The sequence below is a fragment of the Variovorax sp. P1_H2 genome (assembly GCF_056405295.1).
The window spans coordinates 47,535-67,720 of the sequence record NZ_JBFUCJ010000008.1; the positions used below are offsets into that span (position 1 = coordinate 47,535).

Annotated in this window: 18 protein-coding genes; 12 read left to right on the plus strand and 6 right to left on the minus strand. The window is 68.3% G+C overall.

Going from position 1 to position 20,186, the window contains the following annotated elements; translation table 11 throughout:
• Positions 1–14 precede the first annotated feature (14 nt).
• The 3 genes from AC1D2E_RS05005 to AC1D2E_RS05015 all read left to right on the plus strand — a co-directional run bounded on the left by AC1D2E_RS05005 (position 15) and on the right by AC1D2E_RS05015 (position 2,738).
• On the plus strand, positions 15–896 hold the full coding sequence (locus AC1D2E_RS05005) for an MOSC domain-containing protein (RefSeq protein ID WP_478196395.1): 882 nt from the start codon (positions 15–17) through the stop codon (positions 894–896).
• A 67-nt stretch (positions 897–963) separates the two neighbouring features.
• Positions 964–2,055: a redox-regulated ATPase YchF gene (gene ychF / locus AC1D2E_RS05010; RefSeq protein WP_478196396.1), complete on the plus strand. Its 1,092-nt coding sequence runs from the start codon at positions 964–966 to the stop codon at positions 2,053–2,055.
• Between the two features lie 8 nt (positions 2,056–2,063).
• Positions 2,064–2,738: a glutathione S-transferase gene (locus tag AC1D2E_RS05015; RefSeq protein WP_478196397.1), complete on the plus strand. Its 675-nt coding sequence runs from the start codon at positions 2,064–2,066 to the stop codon at positions 2,736–2,738.
• A gap of 7 nt (positions 2,739–2,745) precedes the next feature.
• On the opposite strand, the gene AC1D2E_RS05020 is transcribed toward AC1D2E_RS05015, so the two are convergent.
• The gene (locus tag AC1D2E_RS05020; protein WP_478196398.1) at positions 2,746–3,219 is read right to left on the minus strand and encodes a YqaA family protein; all 474 of its coding nucleotides are present in this window, start codon (positions 3,217–3,219) and stop codon (positions 2,746–2,748) included.
• Between the two features lie 167 nt (positions 3,220–3,386).
• Here AC1D2E_RS05020 and dusB point away from each other — a divergent pair, with 167 nt between their 5' ends.
• Genes dusB through purH form a run of 3 tightly spaced genes read left to right on the plus strand, consistent with a single transcriptional unit; the run spans position 3,387 to position 6,312 of the window.
• On the plus strand, positions 3,387–4,445 hold the full coding sequence (dusB, locus tag AC1D2E_RS05025) for a tRNA dihydrouridine synthase DusB (protein WP_478196399.1): 1,059 nt from the start codon (positions 3,387–3,389) through the stop codon (positions 4,443–4,445).
• Positions 4,446–4,497: 52 nt separating this feature from the next.
• Positions 4,498–4,734, plus strand: coding sequence for a Fis family transcriptional regulator (locus AC1D2E_RS05030; RefSeq protein WP_028249493.1), 237 nt, complete (start codon positions 4,498–4,500; stop codon positions 4,732–4,734).
• Positions 4,735–4,740: 6 nt separating this feature from the next.
• Positions 4,741–6,312 carry a bifunctional phosphoribosylaminoimidazolecarboxamide formyltransferase/IMP cyclohydrolase gene (gene purH, locus AC1D2E_RS05035; RefSeq protein ID WP_478196400.1) on the plus strand — a complete coding sequence of 524 codons (1,572 nt, stop codon included), beginning with the start codon at positions 4,741–4,743 and terminating at the stop codon, positions 6,310–6,312.
• Here purH and AC1D2E_RS05040 read toward each other — a convergent pair whose 3' ends face one another.
• The 3 genes from AC1D2E_RS05040 to thiD form a co-directional block, all read right to left on the minus strand.
• Positions 6,313–6,783 carry a hypothetical protein gene (locus AC1D2E_RS05040; RefSeq protein WP_478196401.1) on the minus strand — a complete coding sequence of 157 codons (471 nt, stop codon included), beginning with the start codon at positions 6,781–6,783 and terminating at the stop codon, positions 6,313–6,315.
• Between the two features lie 5 nt (positions 6,784–6,788).
• A complete protein-coding gene (gene hemL / locus AC1D2E_RS05045; protein ID WP_478196402.1) occupies positions 6,789–8,075 on the minus strand; it encodes a glutamate-1-semialdehyde 2,1-aminomutase in 1,287 nt (428 codons plus the stop codon).
• A gap of 175 nt (positions 8,076–8,250) precedes the next feature.
• Entirely contained in the window at positions 8,251–9,216 is a 966-nt protein-coding gene (thiD, locus tag AC1D2E_RS05050; RefSeq protein WP_478196431.1) for a bifunctional hydroxymethylpyrimidine kinase/phosphomethylpyrimidine kinase, read from the minus strand.
• Between the two features lie 111 nt (positions 9,217–9,327).
• On the opposite strand from thiD, the gene AC1D2E_RS05055 reads away from it, so the two are divergent.
• The 6 genes from AC1D2E_RS05055 (at position 9,328) to AC1D2E_RS05080 (ending at position 19,340) form a co-directional block, all read left to right on the plus strand.
• Entirely contained in the window at positions 9,328–9,498 is a 171-nt protein-coding gene (locus AC1D2E_RS05055; RefSeq protein ID WP_081781356.1) for a rubredoxin, read from the plus strand.
• A gap of 76 nt (positions 9,499–9,574) precedes the next feature.
• A complete protein-coding gene (locus AC1D2E_RS05060; RefSeq protein WP_286370044.1) occupies positions 9,575–9,970 on the plus strand; it encodes a response regulator in 396 nt (131 codons plus the stop codon).
• Complete coding sequence (locus AC1D2E_RS05065) at positions 9,970–10,335, plus strand: response regulator transcription factor (RefSeq protein WP_028249487.1); 366 nt, start codon at positions 9,970–9,972, stop codon at positions 10,333–10,335. Before AC1D2E_RS05060 ends, AC1D2E_RS05065 begins: the two co-directional genes overlap by 1 nt.
• Positions 10,336–10,354: 19 nt before the next feature.
• A complete protein-coding gene (locus AC1D2E_RS05070; RefSeq protein ID WP_478196403.1) occupies positions 10,355–10,888 on the plus strand; it encodes a chemotaxis protein CheW in 534 nt (177 codons plus the stop codon).
• A 99-nt stretch (positions 10,889–10,987) separates the two neighbouring features.
• Entirely contained in the window at positions 10,988–13,252 is a 2,265-nt protein-coding gene (locus AC1D2E_RS05075; protein ID WP_478196432.1) for a methyl-accepting chemotaxis protein, read from the plus strand.
• A 16-nt stretch (positions 13,253–13,268) separates the two neighbouring features.
• Entirely contained in the window at positions 13,269–19,340 is a 6,072-nt protein-coding gene (locus tag AC1D2E_RS05080; protein WP_478196404.1) for a hybrid sensor histidine kinase/response regulator, read from the plus strand.
• Positions 19,341–19,460: 120 nt separating this feature from the next.
• Here AC1D2E_RS05080 and AC1D2E_RS05085 read toward each other — a convergent pair whose 3' ends face one another.
• Both AC1D2E_RS05085 and AC1D2E_RS05090 read right to left on the minus strand, forming a co-directional pair.
• Positions 19,461–19,856, minus strand: coding sequence for a PIN domain-containing protein (locus AC1D2E_RS05085; RefSeq protein ID WP_478196405.1), 396 nt, complete (start codon positions 19,854–19,856; stop codon positions 19,461–19,463).
• On the minus strand, positions 19,853–20,131 hold the full coding sequence (locus tag AC1D2E_RS05090) for an AbrB/MazE/SpoVT family DNA-binding domain-containing protein (RefSeq protein ID WP_478196406.1): 279 nt from the start codon (positions 20,129–20,131) through the stop codon (positions 19,853–19,855). The genes AC1D2E_RS05085 and AC1D2E_RS05090 overlap by 4 nt, the downstream gene beginning before the upstream one ends.
• Positions 20,132–20,186: the final 55 nt, after the last annotated feature.

Here is a 20,186-nt window from a genome sequence, read left to right on the forward strand (position 1 = left end):
AAAGGATCCAACCCGTGAACGTTGCCGATTTCGACCTCCACGCCACCATCGCCCGCCTGTTCGTCTACCCGGTCAAGTCCTGCGCCGGCGTCGAGCTCGACGAGGCCCTGCTGATCGAGACCGGCCTGGAGTTCGACCGCGCCTGGATGGTGGTGGATGCGGCGGGCGAGTTCGTCACCCAGCGCGAGCTGCCGCGCATGGCGCTGATCCGGCCGCAGCTGAAGCAGTCCGAAATGGTGTTGCGTGCGCCGGGCATGCTGGCGCTGCACATCGCCTTCGACCGGGTCGAGCAGCCAACGCGGGTCAAGGTCTGGCAGGACGAGGTGGCGGCCTACGACATGGGCGACCTCGCGGCCCAGTGGTTCAGCGACTTCCTGTCGGAGCCCGGCCACCCGCGGCCATTGCGCATGGTGAGGTTCGACCCGGAGCAGCAGCGCCTGTCGAGCCTGAAGTGGACCGAAGGCGTCGAGGCGCCGAACCAGTTCGCCGACGGCTTCCCGCTGCTGGTGGCGAGCGAGGGCTCGCTGGCCGAGCTGAACGCGAAGCTGGTCGCGGCCGGCCACCCGGCGGTCGGCATCGAGCGCTTCCGGCCCAACATCGTGCTGGCGGGCGTGGAAGCGCACGACGAGGACCGGGTCGAGACGATGCACATCGCCACGGCCGAGGGCGAGGTGCTGCTGCGCCCCGTCAAGCCCTGCTCGCGCTGCCCGATTCCCGACATCGACCCGAAGACCGCGCTCAGCAGTCCGGAAGTGGGCGACATGCTGCGCAGCTACCGTTCGGATGCGCGGGTCGGCGGCGCGATCACTTTCGGCATGAACGCGATCGTGCTGCAGGGCCTCGAACATGCGCTCAAGGTCGGCCAGCCGGTAGGCGCCAACCTCCGCTTCGAGTGAATCCAAGGGTCGACGGACCGAACGCCTAAAATACCCGGTTCCCCCCAGAATTCTGAAAGCACCCGCCATGAGCCTCCAGTGCGGCATCGTCGGCCTGCCCAACGTCGGCAAGTCCACCCTCTTCAATGCCTTGACCAAGGCAGGCATCGCGGCCGAGAACTATCCCTTCTGCACCATCGAGCCCAATGTGGGCGTGGTCGAGGTGCCCGATCCGCGGCTCGCGCAATTGAGCGAGATCGTCCAGCCCGAGCGCGTGGTGCCGGCGATCGTCGAGTTCGTCGACATCGCGGGCCTGGTGGCCGGTGCCAGCCAGGGCGAAGGCCTGGGCAATCAGTTCCTGGCCCACATCCGCGAGACCGACGCGATCGTCAACGTGGTGCGCTGCTTCGAGGACGACAACGTGATCCACGTGGCCGGCAAGGTCGACCCGATCTCCGACATCGAGGTGATCCAGACCGAGCTCTGCCTGGCCGACCTGTCGACCGTCGAGAAGGCGCTGCACCGCCACACCAAGACCGCCCGCTCGGGCGACAAGGAGGCCATCAAGCTGGTGGCCCTGCTCGAGAAATGCCAGGCGGCGCTGAACCAGAACAAGCCGGTGCGCGCGATCGAGTTCAGCAAGGAAGACAGGCCGCTGGTCAAGCAGTTCTCGCTGATCACCGCCAAGCCCGCGATGTTCGTCGGCAATGTGGCCGAAGACGGCTTCGAGAACAACCCCTTCCTCGACCGCCTGCGCGAATACGCGGCGGCGCAGAACGCGCCGGTGGTCGCCATCTGCGCCAAGATCGAAGCCGAACTGGCGGACATGGACGACGAGGACCGCGCCATGTTCCTGGCCGAGATCGGCCAGGAGGAGCCGGGCCTGAACCGCCTGATCCGCGCCGCCTACACGCTGCTGGGTCTGCAGACCTACTTCACGGCCGGCGTCAAGGAAGTGCGCGCCTGGACCATCCACATCGGCGACACCGGCCCGCAGGCGGCCGGCGTGATCCACACCGATTTCGAGAAGGGCTACATCCGCGCCCAGACCATCGCCTTCAACGACTTCATCGCCTTCAAGGGCGAGCAGGGCGCCAAGGACGCGGGCAAGATGCGTGCCGAGGGCAAGGACTACGTCGTCAAGGACGGCGACGTCATGAACTTCCTGTTCAGCTCCTGAGCGGCCCCATGATCCAGGTCCATCACCTCAACAACTCGCGCTCGCAGCGCGTGCTCTGGCTGCTCGAGGAACTCGAACTGCCCTACGAAGTCGTGCACTACCAGCGCGACGCCCAGACCATGCTCGCGCCGCCCGAGCTCAAGAAGGTGCATCCGCTCGGCAAGTCGCCGGTGGTGACCACCGACGAGGGCCTGACGCTGGCCGAATCGGGCGCCATCATCGAGACCCTGGTCGAGCGCTACGGCGACGGCCGGCTGGCGCCCGCGGCCGGAACGCCCGAGGCCCTGCGCTATCGCTACTGGCTGCACTACGCGGAAGGCTCCGCCATGCCGCCGCTGCTGCTCAAGCTGATGTTCGACCGGGTCGAGCAGGCGAAGATGCCTTTCTTCGCCAGGCCGATCGCGCGGGGCATCGCGCAGAAGGCCAAGGCCGCCTTCATCCTGCCGAACCTGAAGACGCACCTCGACTTCATGGAAGGCGAACTCGCCAAGACCGAATGGTTCGCCGGCGAAGCGTTCAGCGGCGCCGACATCCAGATGAGCTTTCCGGTCGAAGCCGCGCGGGCCCGCGGCGGGCTCGACGCCTCGCGGCCGAAGTTGATGGCCTGGCTCGAGCGCATCCATGCGCGGCCGGCCTACCGGCGGGCGCTGGAGCGCGGCGGGCCCTACGGCTTGCTGAGTTGAGGCCCGTTCAAGTGTTGGGCCAGATGTACAGCAGCGCCACCGTCATCGTCACGTAGCGCGCGAACTTGCCGATCGCCATGTAGAGCACGCAGGGCCAGAACGGCAGCTTGAGCCAGCCGGCGACCGCGCAGAGCGGATCGCCGACGATCGGCAGCCAGGCCAGCAGGCAGGCCTTGGGCCCGAGCCGCTCGAGCCAGCCCAGTACGCGCACGTGGTGCTTGGAGTGCGAGTACTTGTCGGCCACCTTGTGGGCGCCGTAGCCCATCCACCAGTCGACCACGCCGCCCAGGGTGTTGCCGATCGTGGCGACGGCGATGGCCGACCAGAACATGTCGGGGTTCAGCTTGAGCAGGCCGAACAGCACCGGCTCCGATCCGACCGGCAGCAGCGTCGCCGACACGAAGGCGGCGATGAACACCGTGCTGAGCCCGTACTGCGGAAGCGCCAGGAGCGCAAGGAAGGAGTCGAGCCAGGCTTGCATGTGTGCGCGGAGTATAGAAAGCTACCGATCGCTTCTGCCGTAGGCGAGAACCCTCGGTACGGCCGTCGAGGAGGCGCGGAGGGTGCAAATCGTTTCAGCCGAAGGGCCGGCACGCCGCTACAATCGTGCCTCATTTTTCAGCAGCCCAGCGCTCGCCACCTTCCTCCATGACCCTGCAGATCGGCCACATCGCGCTGGAAAACAGCCTGTTCGTCGCCCCGATGGCGGGCGTCACGGACCGGCCGTTCCGGATGCTGTGCCGCGAACTCGGCGCCGGCTATGCGGTCAGCGAGATGGTCACGTCGCGCAAGGAATTGTGGGGCACGCTGAAGACCTCGCGTCGCGCCAACCATGAAGGCGAGCCGGGCCCCATTTCGGTGCAGATAGCCGGTACCGACGCGGCGATGATGTTTGAGGCAGCGCAATACAACATCGAGCGCGGTGCGCAGATCATCGACATCAACATGGGTTGCCCTGCCAAGAAAGTCTGCAACAAGTGGGCCGGGTCGGCGTTGATGCGCGACGAGCCGCTGGCCCTCGAGATCGTCGAGGCCGTGGTGCGCGCCGCGCTGCCGTACCGGGTGCCGGTCACGCTCAAGATGCGCACCGGCTGGAGCGAGGACCGGCGCAACGCGGTGACGCTGGCGCGGCGCTTCGAGGCCGCCGGCGTGCAGATGCTCACGGTGCATGGCCGCACGCGCGAGCAGGGTTACAAGGGCCAGGCCGAATACGACACCATCGCGGCGGTCAAGGCCGCGGTGCGGATCCCGGTGGTCGCCAATGGCGACATCGTGTCGCCCGAGAAGGCGCGCGACGTGCTTGCCGCGACCGGGGCCGACGCTGTGATGGTCGGCCGCGCGGCACAGGGCCGGCCATGGATCTTCCGCGAGATCGCGCATTTCCTCGCCACCGGCACGCACCTGGCGCCGCCGCTGGTGGCCGAGGTGCGGCGCCTGATGCTCGACCACCTGCAGCAGCACTATGCGCTGTACGGCGACTACAGCGGCGTGCGCACGGCACGCAAGCACATCGGCTGGTACGTGCGGGCGCTGCCGGGCGGCGAGGCGTTCCGCGGCGAGATGAACCTGATCGAGGACTGCGACGCGCAACTGCGCGCGGTGGCCGGCTTTTTCGACGCGCTCGCGGGACGCATGGACCGCATCCCGCCGGCCTCGGCGGATGCGCTCGAAACCCTGGACGAGCCGTCGGCCGACGCGCTTGCGTGATGCCGGAGAGAACACGAGAGAAGGCACAGCAAGAGGAGAAAACAAGAAGACCATGAGCAAGAAACATATCGAAGACTGCGTGCGCAGCAGCCTGGACAGCTATTTCCGCGACCTCCGCGGCACCGAACCCGACGGCATGTACGAGATGCTGGTGCGCGTCGTCGAGAAGCCCCTGCTCGACGTCGTCATGACGCGCGCCGAGGGCAACCAATCCAAGGCCGCGCAATGGCTCGGCCTCAACCGAAACACCCTGCGCAAGAAGCTGGTCGAACACAAACTGTTGAAGTAACCCCTGATGAACGCACTGATCTCCGTATCCGACAAGACCGGCATCCTCGAATTCGCCCAGGCGCTGCACGCGCTCGGCATCCAGCTGCTGTCCACCGGCGGCACTGCCAAGCTGCTGGCGGATGCCGGCCTGCCGGTGACCGAAGTCGCCGACCACACCGGCTTCCCCGAAATGCTCGACGGCCGCGTCAAGACCCTGCATCCGAAGGTGCACGGCGGCCTGCTGGCGCGGCGCGACGTGCCGGCGCACATGGCGGCCTTGAAGGAACACGGCATCGACACCATCGACCTGCTGGTGGTCAACCTCTATCCCTTCGAAGCCACGGTCGCCAAGCCCGGCTGCACGCTCGAGGATGCGATCGAGAACATCGACATCGGCGGCCCGGCGATGGTTCGCAGCGCGGCCAAGAACTGGAAGGATGTCGGCGTGCTGACCGATGCCTCGCAGTATCCGCAGGCGCTGGCCGAACTCAAGGCCGAGGGCAAGCTCAGCGACAAGACCAAGTTCGCTTTCTCGGTCGCTGCCTTCAACCGCATCAGCCAGTACGACGGCGCGATCAGCGACTACCTCTCGGGCATCCAGGAGGACGGCACGCATGCGTTGTTCCCGGCGCAGAGCAACGGCCGCTTCGTCAAGCTGCAGGACCTGCGCTACGGCGAGAATCCGCACCAGCAGGCCGCGTTCTACCGCGACCTGTATCCGGCGCCGGGCTCGCTGGTCAGTGCCAGGCAGTTGCAGGGCAAGGAACTCAGCTACAACAACATCGCCGATGCCGATGCCGCGTGGGAATGCGTGAAGAGCTTCGACACGCCGGCCTGCGTGATCGTGAAGCATGCCAACCCCTGCGGCGTCGCCCTCGGCAAGGACCCGCTCGAGGCCTACAGCAAGGCCTTCAAGACCGATCCGACCTCGGCCTTCGGCGGCATCATCGCCTTCAACCGGCCGATCGACCGGGCCGCGGCCGAAGCAGTCAGTAAGCAGTTCGTCGAGGTGCTGATGGCGCCGGGCTACTCGGCCGAGGCGCTCGAGGTTTTCAAGAGCAAGGTCAACGTGCGCATCCTCGAGATCGCGCTGCCGCCGGGCGGCAAGACCGACTGGGACAACGGCCGCAACGCGGTCGACGTCAAGCGCATCGGCTCGGGCCTGCTGATGCAGACCGCCGACAACCGCGAGCTGGCCATCGACGAGCTCAAGGTCGTCAGTAGGAAGCAGCCGACGCCGCAGCAGCTGCAGGACCTGCTGTTCGCCTGGAAGGTGGCCAAGTTCGTCAAGAGCAACGCCATCGTGTTCTGTGCCGACGGAATGACGATGGGCGTCGGCGCCGGTCAGATGAGCCGGCTCGACTCGGCCCGCATCGCCAGCATCAAGGCCCAGCACGCGGGCCTGTCGCTGGCCGGCACCGCGGTCGCGAGCGACGCCTTCTTCCCGTTCCGCGACGGCCTCGACGTGGTGGTCGACGCCGGTGCCACCTCGGTCATCCAGCCGGGCGGCTCGATGCGCGACCAGGAAGTGATCGATGCCGCCGACGAGCGCGGCGTGGTGATGGTGCTCTCAGGCGTTCGCCACTTCCGGCATTGATCAGCTGCCGTCGGAAAAGCGGTACTTCAGCTGGAAGCTGATGGCGCCGTAGAGACGGTTTTTTATGCTGGGGATGATCGCRATGTTGAGTCCCCAGTGCTTGCCCTCGAACGCCGCGGTCGGGATCAGTGCCGCGAACCAGCCGCCGTCGTTGGTCATCTGGTAGCCGTCGAAGCCGCCCACCACGGCGCCCAGCTTCACGCCGTGGAACTCGAAGGGCATCACGTACAAGCCGATGTAGTTCGAGCGGTCGCGGTCGCTGTTGCGAAACGCGCCGGCCGTGATCGAGTAGGTCTGGTCGATCGGCCACTCGACGCCGATGCCCGGGTTGGCGTCTTCCAGTCCCTTGTTGCGATCGAAGTGCAGCGAGTAGAAGCCCGGGTTGACCCAGACCTGGCTGATATCGACCTGCGCGAGCGCCAGGCCGGGCAGCATCAGGCTCGCGCCTGCCAGGAGCGATCGCAGCTTCACGGCGCCTACAGCGTCTTGAAGACCTGGCGTGCCGCCTCGACGGTGGCGGCGATGTCGTCCTCGCTGTGCGCGGCGCTCACGAAGCCGGCCTCGTAGAGCGCCGGCGCGATGTAGACGCCGCGCTCCAGCAGGCCGTGGAACAGCGTGTTGAACTTCGCGCCGTCGCTCTTCATCACGGCCGTGTAGTTCTGCGGCAGCGCGTCGAGCAGGAAGAAACCGAACATGCCGCCCTCGCTGTCGGCGCTGAAGGGCACGCCTTCGGCGGCTGCTGCCGCCTTCAGGCCGTCGACCAGCGAGCGGGTCTTCGCAGCCAGCGCTTCGTAGAAGCCGGGCCTGGCGATCTCCTTCAGGGTGGCCAGCCCGCAGGCGGTTGCCACCGGATTGCCCGAGAGCGTGCCGGCCTGGTAGACCGGCCCCATCGGCGCCAGCTGTTCCATGATCGCGCGCGGACCGCCGAAAGCCGCCAGCGGCATGCCGCCGCCGATCACCTTGCCGAGCACCGTGAGGTCGGGCGTGACGCCGAGCACGCCCTGGGCGCCGCGCAGCCCGACGCGGAAGCCGGTCATCACCTCGTCGAACACCAGCAGCGCGCCGTACTGCGTGCACAGCTCGCGGCAGCGCCGGGCAAAGGCCGCGCTGGCGCGCACGAAGTTCATGTTGCCGGCGATCGCCTCGATCATCAGGCAGGCGATCTCGTGGCCGTGCAGCGTGAAGGCTTCCTCGAGCTGCGCGAGGTTGTTGTACTCGAGCACCAGCGTGTGCTGCACCACCTCGGGCGGCACGCCGGCCGAGGTCGGATTGCCGAAGGTCGCGAGGCCCGAACCGGCCTTGACCAGCAGGGCGTCGGCGTGGCCGTGGTAGCAGCCCTCGAACTTGATGATGTACTTGCGGCCTGTGGCGCCGCGGGCCAGGCGCAGCGCGCTCATCGCGGCCTCGGTGCCCGAGCTCACGAGCCGCACCATCTCCATCGACGGCACCAGCGCGAGGATGGCTTCGGCGAGCTCGATCTCGCGCTCGGTCGGGGCGCCGAAGGAGAAGCCCTCGGTGACGGCGCGCTGCACCGCCTCGACCACCGCCGGATGGCCATGGCCGAGGATCATCGGGCCCCAGGAGCCGATGTAGTCGATGTAGCGCTTGTCGTCGGCGTCCCAGAAATAGGCGCCCTGTGCGCGCTTCACGAAGCGCGGCGTGCCGCCGACCGCCTTGAAGGCCCGCACCGGCGAATTCACGCCCCCGGGGATGACGGCGCGGGCGCGCTCGAAGAGGATTTCGTTCTGGTCAGTGGCGTTCATGGCGTTGTGCGTTCGTTGTTCATGTGCATTCGTCTACCAGGTCGTGCGCGCGGCTGGCAAAGCCAGTCCGCCCTTCGTGGAATACCGCGGAACCGGCTCCGCCGGGCCGCTGGTATTGCCCCCGGCAGGGGGTGGGCGGCTACACGCGGTGAGCCAACCTGGGGGCGAGCAACATCTAATGGCGGGTGTCGTGCGGAGGGAGGGCGAAGTCGGTCGGGGACGCGAGGTCGTCATTGTCCTCGCCCTCGTCCTCCTCCGGCTGGGCCCAGAACAGGCGGTCGGGCAGCACATGGCCCATGCCGGGACGGAAGCCGGCGTCGAGGCAGCGGTCCATGTAGCTCAGCGCCTCGCTGGTGGCAGCGACCAGGTCGGTGCCGCTCGCGAGCAGCGCCGCGAGCGCGGCCGACAAGGTGTCGCCGGCCCCTGCGAACACGGCGTCGAGCCGCTCGTACTTCTCGCTCGCGAGCACCGCCTGCGGGGAGGCCAGCACGTTGTCGATGAACTGGTCGGGCAGCATCAGCCCGGTGACCAGCGTGTAGGGCACGCCGACCTCGCCCGCGGCCATCGCGATGTCGCGCGCGGTGGGCGGCCGCTCGCCGGTCCAATCGGGCAGCAGCCAGCGCCACAGCGTGCTGTGGTTGCCGACCAGCACCGTGGTCTGCGGCAGCACCAGTTCGCGGAAGGCGTCGAGGTAGGCCTCGATCTGGGCGTCTTCCCACCACGAGAGGTTCGGCATGTAGGCGACGACCGGCACCTCGGGGTAGTCGGTCGCGGTCTCGGCCACGGTGCTGAGGTTCTCGGGCGAGCCGACGAAGCCGACCTTGATCAGTTGGACCTCGACGTCCTCGAGGATCGAGCGCGCCTGCTCGGCCACCGCCTCCTCGTCGAAGGCGAAGTGGTCGAAGATCTCGGCCGTGTCGCGTGCATACGCGCCGGTGACCACCGCCAGCATGTGGGCGCCGACCGAGGCCATGGCCAGGGCGTCGCCGCCCAGGCCGCCGGCCCCGCTCGGGTCGCTGGCATTGAAGACCAGCACGCAGGGCGGATTCAAATCGCCTTCCGCGACGTCTTCCTCGTCCGAGGGGTCGCTAAGATCACTGGTTTTGCGATCGTGCTCTGGTGGTAGTAGGTAAGTTTTCATACTCAAATCAGGGCTCACTGGATGGTGGCATATCTGAGACGCTTGTCACGTGATTTGCTGATACGTTTGGATACGATCGTTGCATTTGATGAACAGGGACCTTAAGCTGCGATGAATACGAAAACCTGGATGTGCCTGATTTGCGGTTGGATCTATGACGAATCGGTCGGCGTGCCGGAAGATGGTATTGCGGCCGGCACGGCATGGGCGGATGTTCCGATGAACTGGACCTGCCCGGAATGCGGGGCACGCAAGGAAGATTTCGAGATGGTTGAGATCTGAAGCATGGCATAGGGCCGGGCTTCCTGTGCCTCTGATGGGTACAGCGGTCGACAAGTGTCACAAGGAGCGGTGCGAAATGAGCGCGAATGGATCCGGCTACAAGGTGCTCGTCATCGACGACAGCAACACCATTCGGCGCAGCGCCGAGATCTTCCTCAAGCAGGGCGGCCACGAAGTCCTGCTGGCCGAAGACGGCTTCGACGCCTTGTCGAAGGTCAACGACCACAAACCGCACCTGATCTTCTGCGACATCCTGATGCCGCGCCTCGACGGCTATCAGACCTGCGCCATCATCAAGCGCAACGCCACCTTCTCCAACGTCCCTGTCGTCATGCTGTCCTCCAAGGATGGCGTCTTCGACAAGGCGCGCGGTCGCATGGTCGGCTCGCAGGACTACCTCACCAAACCCTTCACCAAGGACCAGCTGCTGCATGCCGTGCAGCAGTTCGGTCTCGTTCAGGAAGCCCAGTAATGGCGATTCGCAAAGTGCTAGTGGTCGACGATTCGAAGACGGAACTGGTGTTCCTGACCGACCTGCTCCAGAAGAACGGCTTCTCGGTCAAGACGGCCGAGAACGCGGACGACGCCATGCGCCGGCTCGAGGAAGAGCAGCCCGACCTGATCCTGATGGACGTCGTGATGCCGGGCCAGAACGGCTTTCAGCTCACGCGCGCCATCGCCCGCAACCCGCAGTACGCGGCGGTGCCGATCATCCTGTGCACCAGCAAGAACCAGGAAACCGATCGCGTCTGGGGCATGCGGCAGGGCGCGCGCGATTACATTGTCAAGCCGGTGAACGCCGCCGAGCTGATGGCCAAGATCAGCGCCCTGGCCTGATCGATCGATCCGTTCGCCCATGGCCAACCGCGACGCTCTCCGCGCTTTCCAGTCCCGGCTCRCCAGCCGCCTGCAGGCCGCGCGCACCTCGGATGTCTCTGCCTCGTGGCTCGCGGTGGAGGCGGGCGAATCGAAGTACCTGTTTCCGCTCGGACACGCCGGCGAGATCTTTCCCTGGGTGGCGCCGCAGTCCGTGCCCTACACCGAGCCCTGGTTCCTCGGCGTGGCCAACCTGCGCGGCGGGCTCTACGGCGTCGTGCAGCTGGCTGGCTTCGCCGCCGGTGCCGCCGTGGCGCCGGTGTTGAACGAAGCGACCCGCGCCCAGTCTCGGCTGGTCGCGCTCAACGAGATGCTGGAAGTCAACTGCGCCCTGCTGATCGACCGCCTGGTCGGCCTGCGCGGCGTCGACGCCTTTGTCGCCTCCGAGGCACCGCGGGACGAATCCCTGCCCTGGCTCGGACATTCGTACACCGACGCCGCAGGCGGCCGTTGGCAGGAAATCAACCTGCAGGCGCTTTCGCAGCATCCCCAGTTCCTGAGCATCGGCGCCTGAAGGCCAGCCGAGCACCGTTTACAACCTGAAGGACCGACCGTGAGCTCGATCGCCGACAAGTTCAAGAAATTCCTGCCCCAGGGCGGCAACAGCGTGGCCATGGGCAGCGACAGCGCAGCCACCCTGTCGATGGACAGCCTCGACACCTTGCAGACGAGCGAGGAAAGGGGCGAGCCGCTGCGGCGCGATGCCGTGCCCGAGCCCGAACTTTCGCCGGTGGCGGAGGCCGCCGACGCCATGGTGCAGAGCGCGGAAGAAGGTGCGCCGCCAGGGGGCGAGGCGGGTGCGGTGCCGCCACCGGTCGCGCGTTCGAGGCGCTCGCAACGCGCCAGCCCGGCGCGCCAGCAGCGGATTCTCGCGCTGGCCCTCGCGGGCGTGGTGCTGCTGCTGCTGCTGGTCGCCGGCTCCGCCATCCTGCGCGCCGAACGCCTGGCCCAGCAGGTGGCGGCCACCGGCCAGTCGCTGATGCAGTCGCAGCGCCTTGCCAAGTCGGTGTCGCAGGCGCTGGTCGGCAACGTCGCCGCCTTCGCCGAAGTGCGCGACAGCGCCGACGACCTGACCCGCCGCGTGCAGGGCCTGTCGAACGGCGACGATGCGCTCAAGCTGGAGCGCGTCGGCAGCCAGTACGACACCGAGCTCGGCAAGATCGCACCGCTGGTCGACCGCGCCGACAAGAGCGCCAAGGCCGTGCTGGCGCAGCAGAAGATCCTGACGCAGGTCGGCACCGCGCTGCGCGACATCAACCGCCAGTCCTCCGACCTGCTCGAGATGGCCGAGACCGTGGCCTCGCTCAAGATGCAGCAGAACGCGACCATCCCCGAGATCTCGGCCGCCGGCCAGCTGGTGATGCTGACCCAGCGCATCGGCAAGTCGGCCAATGAATTCCTGACGGTCGAGGGCGTGAGCCCCGATGCCGTGTTCCTGCTCGGCAAGGACCTGAACAGCTTCCAGGAAATCACCCGCGGCCTGCTCGACGGCAGCCCGCAGCAGCGCCTGCCGGGCACGCGCGACGCGCAGACCCGCCAGCAGCTCGAAGCCATCCTGAAGACCTACGAATCGACCCGCACGCAGGCCGGCGCCATCCTGGGCAACCTGCAGGGCCTGGTCGCCGCACGCGAAGCGCAGGCCGCGATCCTGGCCGACAGCGAACCGCTGCGCACCGCGCTCGGCGACCTGCAGGAAAAGCTCTCGGCCCGCACCGGCCTCGGCGCCGGCACGGTGGTGATGCTGTTCGTGCTGTCGCTGGCCGCCCTGGCGCTGGCCGGCGCGATCGGTTTCGTGCAGGTGCGCGAAGGCCGCGAACGGGCCGCCGCGGCGGAACGCGATCGGGTCGAGGCCGAGCGCGTGAGCGAGGACGCGAGCCGCGTCAACGCCGCCAACCAGGCCGCCATTCTTCGGCTGATGAACGAACTGCAGACGGTGGCCGAAGGCGACCTGACGCAGGAAGCCACGGTGACCGAGGACATCACCGGCGCCATCGCCGACTCGGTGAACTACACGGTGGAAGAACTCCGCCTGCTGGTCGGCAACGTGCAGAACACGGCCACGCGCGTGGCGCAGACCACCTCGCAGGTGGAAAGCACCTCGACCGAGCTGCTGGCGGCCTCGACCGAACAGCTGCGCGAGATCCGCGAGACCGGCCAGTCGGTGCTGACCATGGCCGAGCGAATCAACGGCGTGTCCTCGCAGGCGCAGGAATCGGCCACGGTGGCGCGGCAGTCGCTGCAAGCCGCTTCGTCGGGCCTGCAGGCGGTGCAGAACGCGATCGGCGGCATGAACTCGATCCGCGACCAGATCCAGGAAACCTCCAAGCGCATCAAGCGCCTCGGCGAATCCTCGCAGGAGATCGGCGAAATCACCGAGCTGATCTCGGACATTACCGAACAGACCAACGTGCTGGCGCTCAACGCCGCCATCCAGGCCGCATCGGCCGGTGAAGCCGGTCGCGGCTTCTCGGTGGTGGCGGAGGAAGTGCAGCGGCTGGCCGAACGTTCCGCCGACGCGACGCGCCAGATCTCGGCGCTGGTGAAGGCGATTCAGACCGACACCCAGGATGCGGTGGGCGCCATGGAGCGCTCCACGCAGGGTGTGGTCGAAGGGGCGAAGCTGTCCGACAACGCCGGCACCGCGCTGTCGGAGATCGACCGCGTGTCGCGCCGACTGGCGGACCTGATCGAGCAGATTTCGCAATCCGCCTCCCGCGAAGCCGATTCGGCCAACGTGGTGGCTGCCAACATCCAGCACATCTTCGCCGTGACCGAGCAGACCGGCGAGGGCACGCGAACCACCGCGCAGCAGGTGCGCGAGCTCTCGCACATGGCCGAAGAGTTGCGCCAGTCCGTGTCTCGTTTCAAGATTGCCTGAACGCCGAGCGCCCAACGTGTCGATCCAAAGCCCCGCCACCGCCCACACAGCCGGCAACGCGCCGGCCACCGAGGATCTTGGGCCACTGGCCTGGGTATTGGGAGAAATCCAGAAGACGCTGGAAGGTGTCGGCAAGACGCTGCACCGCTTCGCCCGCGAAGCCGCCACCGCGTTGCCGGGTTCCGAGCTCGACACCGCGCCGCTGCGCCAGGCGCGCCTGCACCTGCACCAGGCGGTCGGCGCGCTGCAGATGGTGGGCCATACGGCGCCGGCCCTGGTGCTGGGCGCGATGGAGTTCGCGGTCCAGAGCTTCGCCACGGAGCCCTTGCGCTGCACCGAGGCCGCGGTCCAGAAGATCGATCGCGCCGGTTTCGCGGTCGCCGACTTCCTGAACGCGACGATCGCCGGCAAGGTGGTCTCCTCGGTGGCGCTGTTCCCGCAGTACCGCGAGGTGCTCGAACTGGTCGGCAACGAGCGGGTGCACCCGGCCGACCTCTGGAGCATGACCTGGCGCTGGGTCGAGATCAAGCCGGCGCCGACCCAGACCGCGCTGGTCTATGACCCGGCCGTCCGTTCCAAGCTCGACCGCGAAGTGCTCAAGGTCGTCAAGAGCGGCGACGACCATGCGGCCCGCCGGCTGCAGGCCCTGTGCCTCGGGCTCGGGCGTGGTGCGTCGATTCCGCGCGTCGCGAGTTTCTGGACCCTGGCGGCCGGCTTCTTCGAAGCGCTGGCGCTGGCGCTGGTTCCGGCCGACGCGCACGTCAAGCGCGCCGCCTCGCGCGTGCTGCTGCAGTACGCCACCCTGGCGCGCGGCGACAACACCGTGTCCGACCGGCTGGGCCAGGACCTGCTGTTCTTCTGTGCGCAGGCCGTGCCCGGCCCGCGCGACGAGGCGGCCACGCTGCGCGCCGTGCGCAACGCCTGGGGGGTTGCCAACGAACAGACCGTCGACTACACGATCGAGCAATTCGGCCGCTTCGACCCGGTGGTGCTGGCGCAGGCGCGCAAGCGCATCGAGTCGGCCAAGGAAATGTGGTCGGCGCTCTCGGGCGGCGACGTGGGCCGCACGCGGCAGGTCGCCGACACCTTCGTCCAGCTGGGCGAATCGCTGCAGAAACTGCACCCGCCGAGCGCACCGATGGTGCAGGCGCTCAACAACGCCGTCGAGGCCTCGCTGCGTTCGGGCCAGCCGCCGGCGACCGAACTGGCGATGGAAGTCGCGACCTCGGTGCTGTATCTCGAGGCGGCCTTCGAAGACCTCGATCCGCACGACCGCCAGCTCACCGCCCGCACCGTTCAGCTTGCGGGCCGCATCGAGCGGGCCCGAGAAGGTGGCCGTTCGGAGCCGCTCGAGCCCTGGATGGAGGAGCTCTACCGCCGCGTCAGCGACCGCCAGACCATGGGCACCGTGGTCGGCGAACTGCGCAGCCACCTGAGCGAGCTCGAGAAGTCGCTCGACCAGTTCTTCCGCCGGCCGGCAGAAAAAGGCCTGCTGCGCACCGTGCCGACCCAACTGCTGCAGATGCGCGGCGTGTTCTCGGTGCTCGGCCTCGACCAGGCCGCGCAGACCGTCCAGCGCATGCGCGAAAACGTCGACCAACTGCTGGCCGAGGAATCCCCGGCCGACGAGATCCGCGCCTTCGATTCGCTCGGCAACAACCTGGGCGCGCTGGGCTTCCTGATCGACATGCTGAGCTACCAGCCGGCGCTGGCCAAGCGGCTGTTCGTGTTCGATGCCGAACTCGGCGAGCTCAAGCCCCTGATGGGACGCCAGGGCGCCGAGGCCGGCGCGCCGGAAGCCGCCGCGGCGCCGGTGTCCTTCGCCTCGGCCTCGGGGCCGGTCGCCGTTACCGAGACCGTGCTGAGCGTCGAAGAGGTGGATGCGCAGATCGCCGCCAAGCTGGCGGCGCTCGCGGCCCCGGGCAGCCGCAGCAAGCCGGCGCCGTCGCCGATCGAGGAATTCAGCCGCGCGACCGCCAACTGGACCGCGAAGATCACCGGCCCGGCGCCGCTCGAAGGGCTGCTGCCCGACACCGAGGTCACCGAGCTCGAGGAGGACGACCTCCAGAACATCTTCCTGGACGAGGCGCGCGAAGTGCTGCACAACGGCCTGGCTGCGGTGTCGGCGCTGTCGTCCCGTCCGGACGACGACGGCGAACTGACGGTGCTGCGCCGCGCCTTCCACACGCTCAAGGGCAGCTCGCGCATGGTCGGGCTGATGGATTTCGGCGAAGCCGCCTGGTCCTTCGAGCAGGTGCTCAACACCTGGCTGGCCGACCAGCGGCCGGCCACGCCGGAACTGGTCGCCGGCACCCGCAGTGCGCTGACGGATTTCGCGAAATGGGTGGAAGCGATCGCCGCCAACCAGCCGCACGGCTGGCATTCGGCGCCGTTCCGCAACATGGCCGAGGCGCTGCGCACCGGCGAGCCGCTGATGGCCGCGCCGCGCGTGGCCGATGCCGACGCGCTGGTGGCCGCGGCTCGCCACATCGCCGCCGAAACGCTGGCGGAGGCGCCGCCGTCGGCCGCGGCCCCCGAGGTGCTGCCGCCGCTTCCCGATCTGGAACTCGGTCCGATCGAGCCCGACCTGCCGCCGGCCGAGGAGCCGGCAACGGCAACGCCGTCCGCCGAAGCGCCCGACGCCGGAGCGATCCTGAAGGAGCCCTCTCGCGAGGCGCTGGAGGCACCGCGCGTGCCGGACGACTTCACCTCGACCGACTTTCTCGATTTCGACGGCAGCCCGGCGCCGGAAGAAGCGCCGGTGGACCTGGGCGCGCTCGAGGAGGTCGATTTCCTCGAGACCGTGCACACCTCGCTCGAGCCCGCGGCCTACGCGCCGCAAGCGCAGTCTGAGCCGGCGCCGGTGCCGGAACCGCAAGCGCCGCGGGAAGCCGAGCCGGCCCTGGACTTCTCGTTGCGGCTGGAACCCGAAGCCCCGGCCGAGGCACCGCAGGCCGCACATGTCGAGGTCGAGGTCGAACCGGTGATCGAAGGGTTGGCGCTGGCGCCGGTCGCGGAAGCGGCCGAAGAAGAGCTTCGGCCGGAAACCGAGTCCGAACCGGTCGCGGAGCCGGTAGCGGACGCAGAACCAGAACCAGAACCTGTCGCCGCGTCCGTGGTGGCTGCGATCGAGCCACCGGCCGCCGTTCCGCCGCTCGAGTTCGAGCCCGAACGCCCGGCCCTGCCGAGCGCCGAGGAGCAGGTCAAGGTCATCGGGCCGCTGCGCATCGGCATCGCGCTCTACAACGTCTATCTCAACGAAGCCGACGAGTGGTCGCGCCAACTGGCCACCGAGGTGGGCGAATGGGCGCTCGAATCGCACCAGCGGGTGTCCGACTCGACGATCGGGCTGGCGCATTCGCTGGCCGGCAGTTCGGCGACGGTCGGATTCCACAGCCTGTCGGGCATGGCGCGCCTGCTCGAGGCCGCGCTGCAGCACCTGCAGATGCAGGGCCGCGGAACGCCCCAGCAGGGCGCGGTGCTGGTCGGCGCCGCCGAGGAACTGCGCCGCTTGCTGCACCAGTTCGCGGCCGGTGTCCTCAAGGATCCGGTCGAAGGCACGCTGCGGGCGCTGCGCGAGGTCGCGGCCTCGATGCTGCCGGCCGAAGCGGCCGAGGCCCGTCCGACCTATCCGCACCTGGTGCGCGACGCCATGGCCGACGTGGCGCTCGACGACGGCGAGGATGCCATCGACGTTGCCGACGCGGTCGACGTCGATCTGTTCCCGATCTTCGAGGAGGAGGCGGCCGAGTTGCTGCCGGCGCTCGGTGCCGCATTGCGCGAATGGGCGCAGCATCCCGAGAATCCCGCGCCGCGCGCGTCCATGCTGCGGACCCTGCACACGCTCAAGGGCAGTGCCCGGCTGGCCGGCGCGATGCGCCTGGGCGAGCGCGCGCACCGCATGGAATCCGAGATCGAATCGCTCGGCGCCATGGGCGCCGACCGGGCGTCGATCGAGCAGCTGCTGACACGCTTCGACACGCTGCAGGCGACCTTCGATGCGCTGCGCGCCGCCGACGACGCGATCCAGACCGAGCTGGTGCAGCGCGCCGTCGCTGCGCCGCCCTTGCCGGTCGCGCCCAGGATCGAGGAAGCGCTGCCCGCCGAGGTCGCGAAAGCCGTGCCGCCGGAAGCGGCCGTGGCCGAGGCCGGACCGGTCGCCGCGCGCGGCACGGTGGCCGTGCCGTCGCCATCGGCGCTGACGCCGCTGCGTGCCGTTTCGAGCCAGGCGGTGCGCATCCGCACCCACCTGCTCGATCGGCTGGTGGCGCAGGCCGGCGAGGTCATCATCACGCGGTCGCGGCTCGAAGCCGAGATCGGCCAGCTGCGAAGTTCGCTCAGCGACCTGACCGGCAACCTCGACCGCCTGCGTCAGCAGTTGCGCGACATCGAAGTCCAGGCCGAGAGCCAGATGCAGTCGCGGCTGGCCCAGGCCAAGGACTCGCAGCAGGGCTTCGACCCGCTCGAGTTCGACCGCTTCACGCGGGTGCAGGAACTGACCCGCATGATGGCCGAGTCGGTCAACGACGTGGCGACCGTGCAGCGCACGCTGCAGAAGACGGTGCAGGCGACCGAGGACGACCTCAGCGCCCAGGCGCGCCAGACGCGCGAATTGCAGCGCGGGCTGCTGCGTACGCGCATGGTGGAGTTCGAGGGCATTTCCGAGCGGCTCTACCGCGTGGTGCGCCAGGCGTCCAAGGACACCGGCAAGCAGGTGCGGCTGGACATCACCGGCGGCTCGATCGAAATGGACCGCGGCGTGCTGGACCGCATGACGCCCGCCTTCGAGCACCTGCTGCGCAACTGCGTGGCGCACGGTATCGAGGATGCGGCGGTGCGCGAGCGGGCCGGCAAGGACGCCGGCGGCCTGATCGTCATCGAGCTGCACCATGAAGGCAACGACGTCTCGGTGAGTTTCCGCGACGACGGCGCCGGCCTGAACCATGAGCGGATCGTGGCGCGCGCCCGGACGCTCGGCCTGGTGGCCGAAGGCCAGCAGCTGAGCCCGGCGGAAGCGGCCGAACTGATCTTCCAGCCGGGGTTCTCGACCGCCGAACAGGTGTCCGAGCTGGCCGGCCGCGGGATCGGCATGGACGTGGTGCGGGCCGAAGTCGCCGCGCTCGGCGGCCGCATCGAGACCCACAGCCAGCCTGGCCAGGGCACGGTCTTCAAGCTGGTGCTGCCGCTGACCACCGCGGTGACGCACGTGGTCATGCTGCGCGCCGGCGGCACCTCGATCGGCGTGCCTTCCAATCTGGTCGAGCTGGTGCTGCGCGCGAGTGCCTCGGACCTCGAGTCCGCCTACCTCGATCAGCGCTATCCCTTCGGCGGCGAGCAGGTGCCCTTCTACTGGGCCGGGGCGCTGCTGCGGTCCTCGGCTCGCAGCGAGCGGGCACCGGCCAAGGCCAACACCATCGTCATCGTGCGAAGCGCGGCGCAGCGCGTCGCCCTGCACGTGGACGAAGTCCTGGGCAACCAGGAAGTGGTGGTCAAGAACCTGGGCCCGCAGCTGTCGCGGCTGCCGGGCATGGCCGCCATTTCGGTGCTGGCCTCGGGCGCGGTGGCGCTGATCTACAACCCCGTGGCGCTGGCCGCGGTGCATGGCGAGAAGGCGCGCGAATTCCAGGCCGCCGCCCGCCGCCAGCCGGCGGTGCGCGGTGCCGAGCCCGTGGCCGCGCTGCCGCCGGTGGTGCCGCAGGTGCCGCTGGTGTTGGTGGTGGACGACTCGATCACGGTGCGGCGCGTCACGCAGCGCTTGCTGCAGCGCGAAGGCTACCGCGTGGCGCTGGCGGCCGACGGCCTGCAGGCGCTCGAGCGGCTGCAGCAGGAGCGGCCGGCGGTGGTGCTGTCCGACATCGAGATGCCGCGCATGGACGGCTTCGACCTGGCGCGCAACATCCGCGCCGACCGGTCGCTGGCCGACCTGCCGATCATCATGATCACTTCGCGCATCGCCGAGAAGCACCACGAGCACGCGCGGGCGCTGGGCGTGAACCACTACCTCGGCAAGCCCTACTCGGAAGACGAACTGCTGCGGCTGGTGCGCAGCTACACGGGCGTCGATCTGCCGGCGGCGCTGGCAGCCTGATAGGAGAGCCCCCACGCTCCCTCACTTCGTGTGGTTGCTGCCCCCGAGGGGGCGTCAGCGTCTGTGCGAAGCGCGGACTACGCCGCGCTGGCGGCCCGGCGCCGGCCTGAGCGAAGCCGGTCACAACACCCGCACGCCGGGCAGCTTGCGCATGCCGCGGTCGAAGGTGGCCGTGAACTCGCACCCCTGCTGCGCATGCCTGGCGACGACCAGGCAGTCCGAGAAGCCGCACGCGCCCTGCTCGAACAGCGCGACCGCGTGTGCAATCGCTTCACGATCCTCGAAGGCGAAGGCCGTCTCTTCCAGGAGACTGCGTACGGCGATGAGCTGTGCCGCCTTGTCTTGATCGAACACTGATCGCAAGGTCCATACCGCTTCCGCCAGGACCACATCCGTCACCAGCAGTGACCCGGGCGTCGTGCCATGTTCGGCCAGCAGCGCATCGATGCGCTTGCTCTGGGCCGGATCATCGTCGAGCCACAGGCGCAGCAGGATGTTCGTGTCGATCCCGATCATCGGCCTGACGGCTTCCGTCTGCGCGAAGCCGCCGCGTGCTTGTCTCGCAAGTGCGCCGCAATCCCCTCGTCCATTTGCTCGACCGTTGGCGGCACGGCGTGGGGGGACTTGAGGAGGCCGCGAACCCGGCGCGCGTCGGGCCTGACTGCCCGTACCGTGATCGTGTTGTCCTCGAGGATCTGGAAATCGAGCATGGACCCTGCATCGAGCCCAAGCCGAACCCGGATCTCCTTGGGCAATGTGATCTGGCCTTTGCTGGTGAGTGTGGCAAACATCGCTGGAAATCCTTTCGCGGGAATTCCTTACATTGTATGAATGTAAGGAATTCGA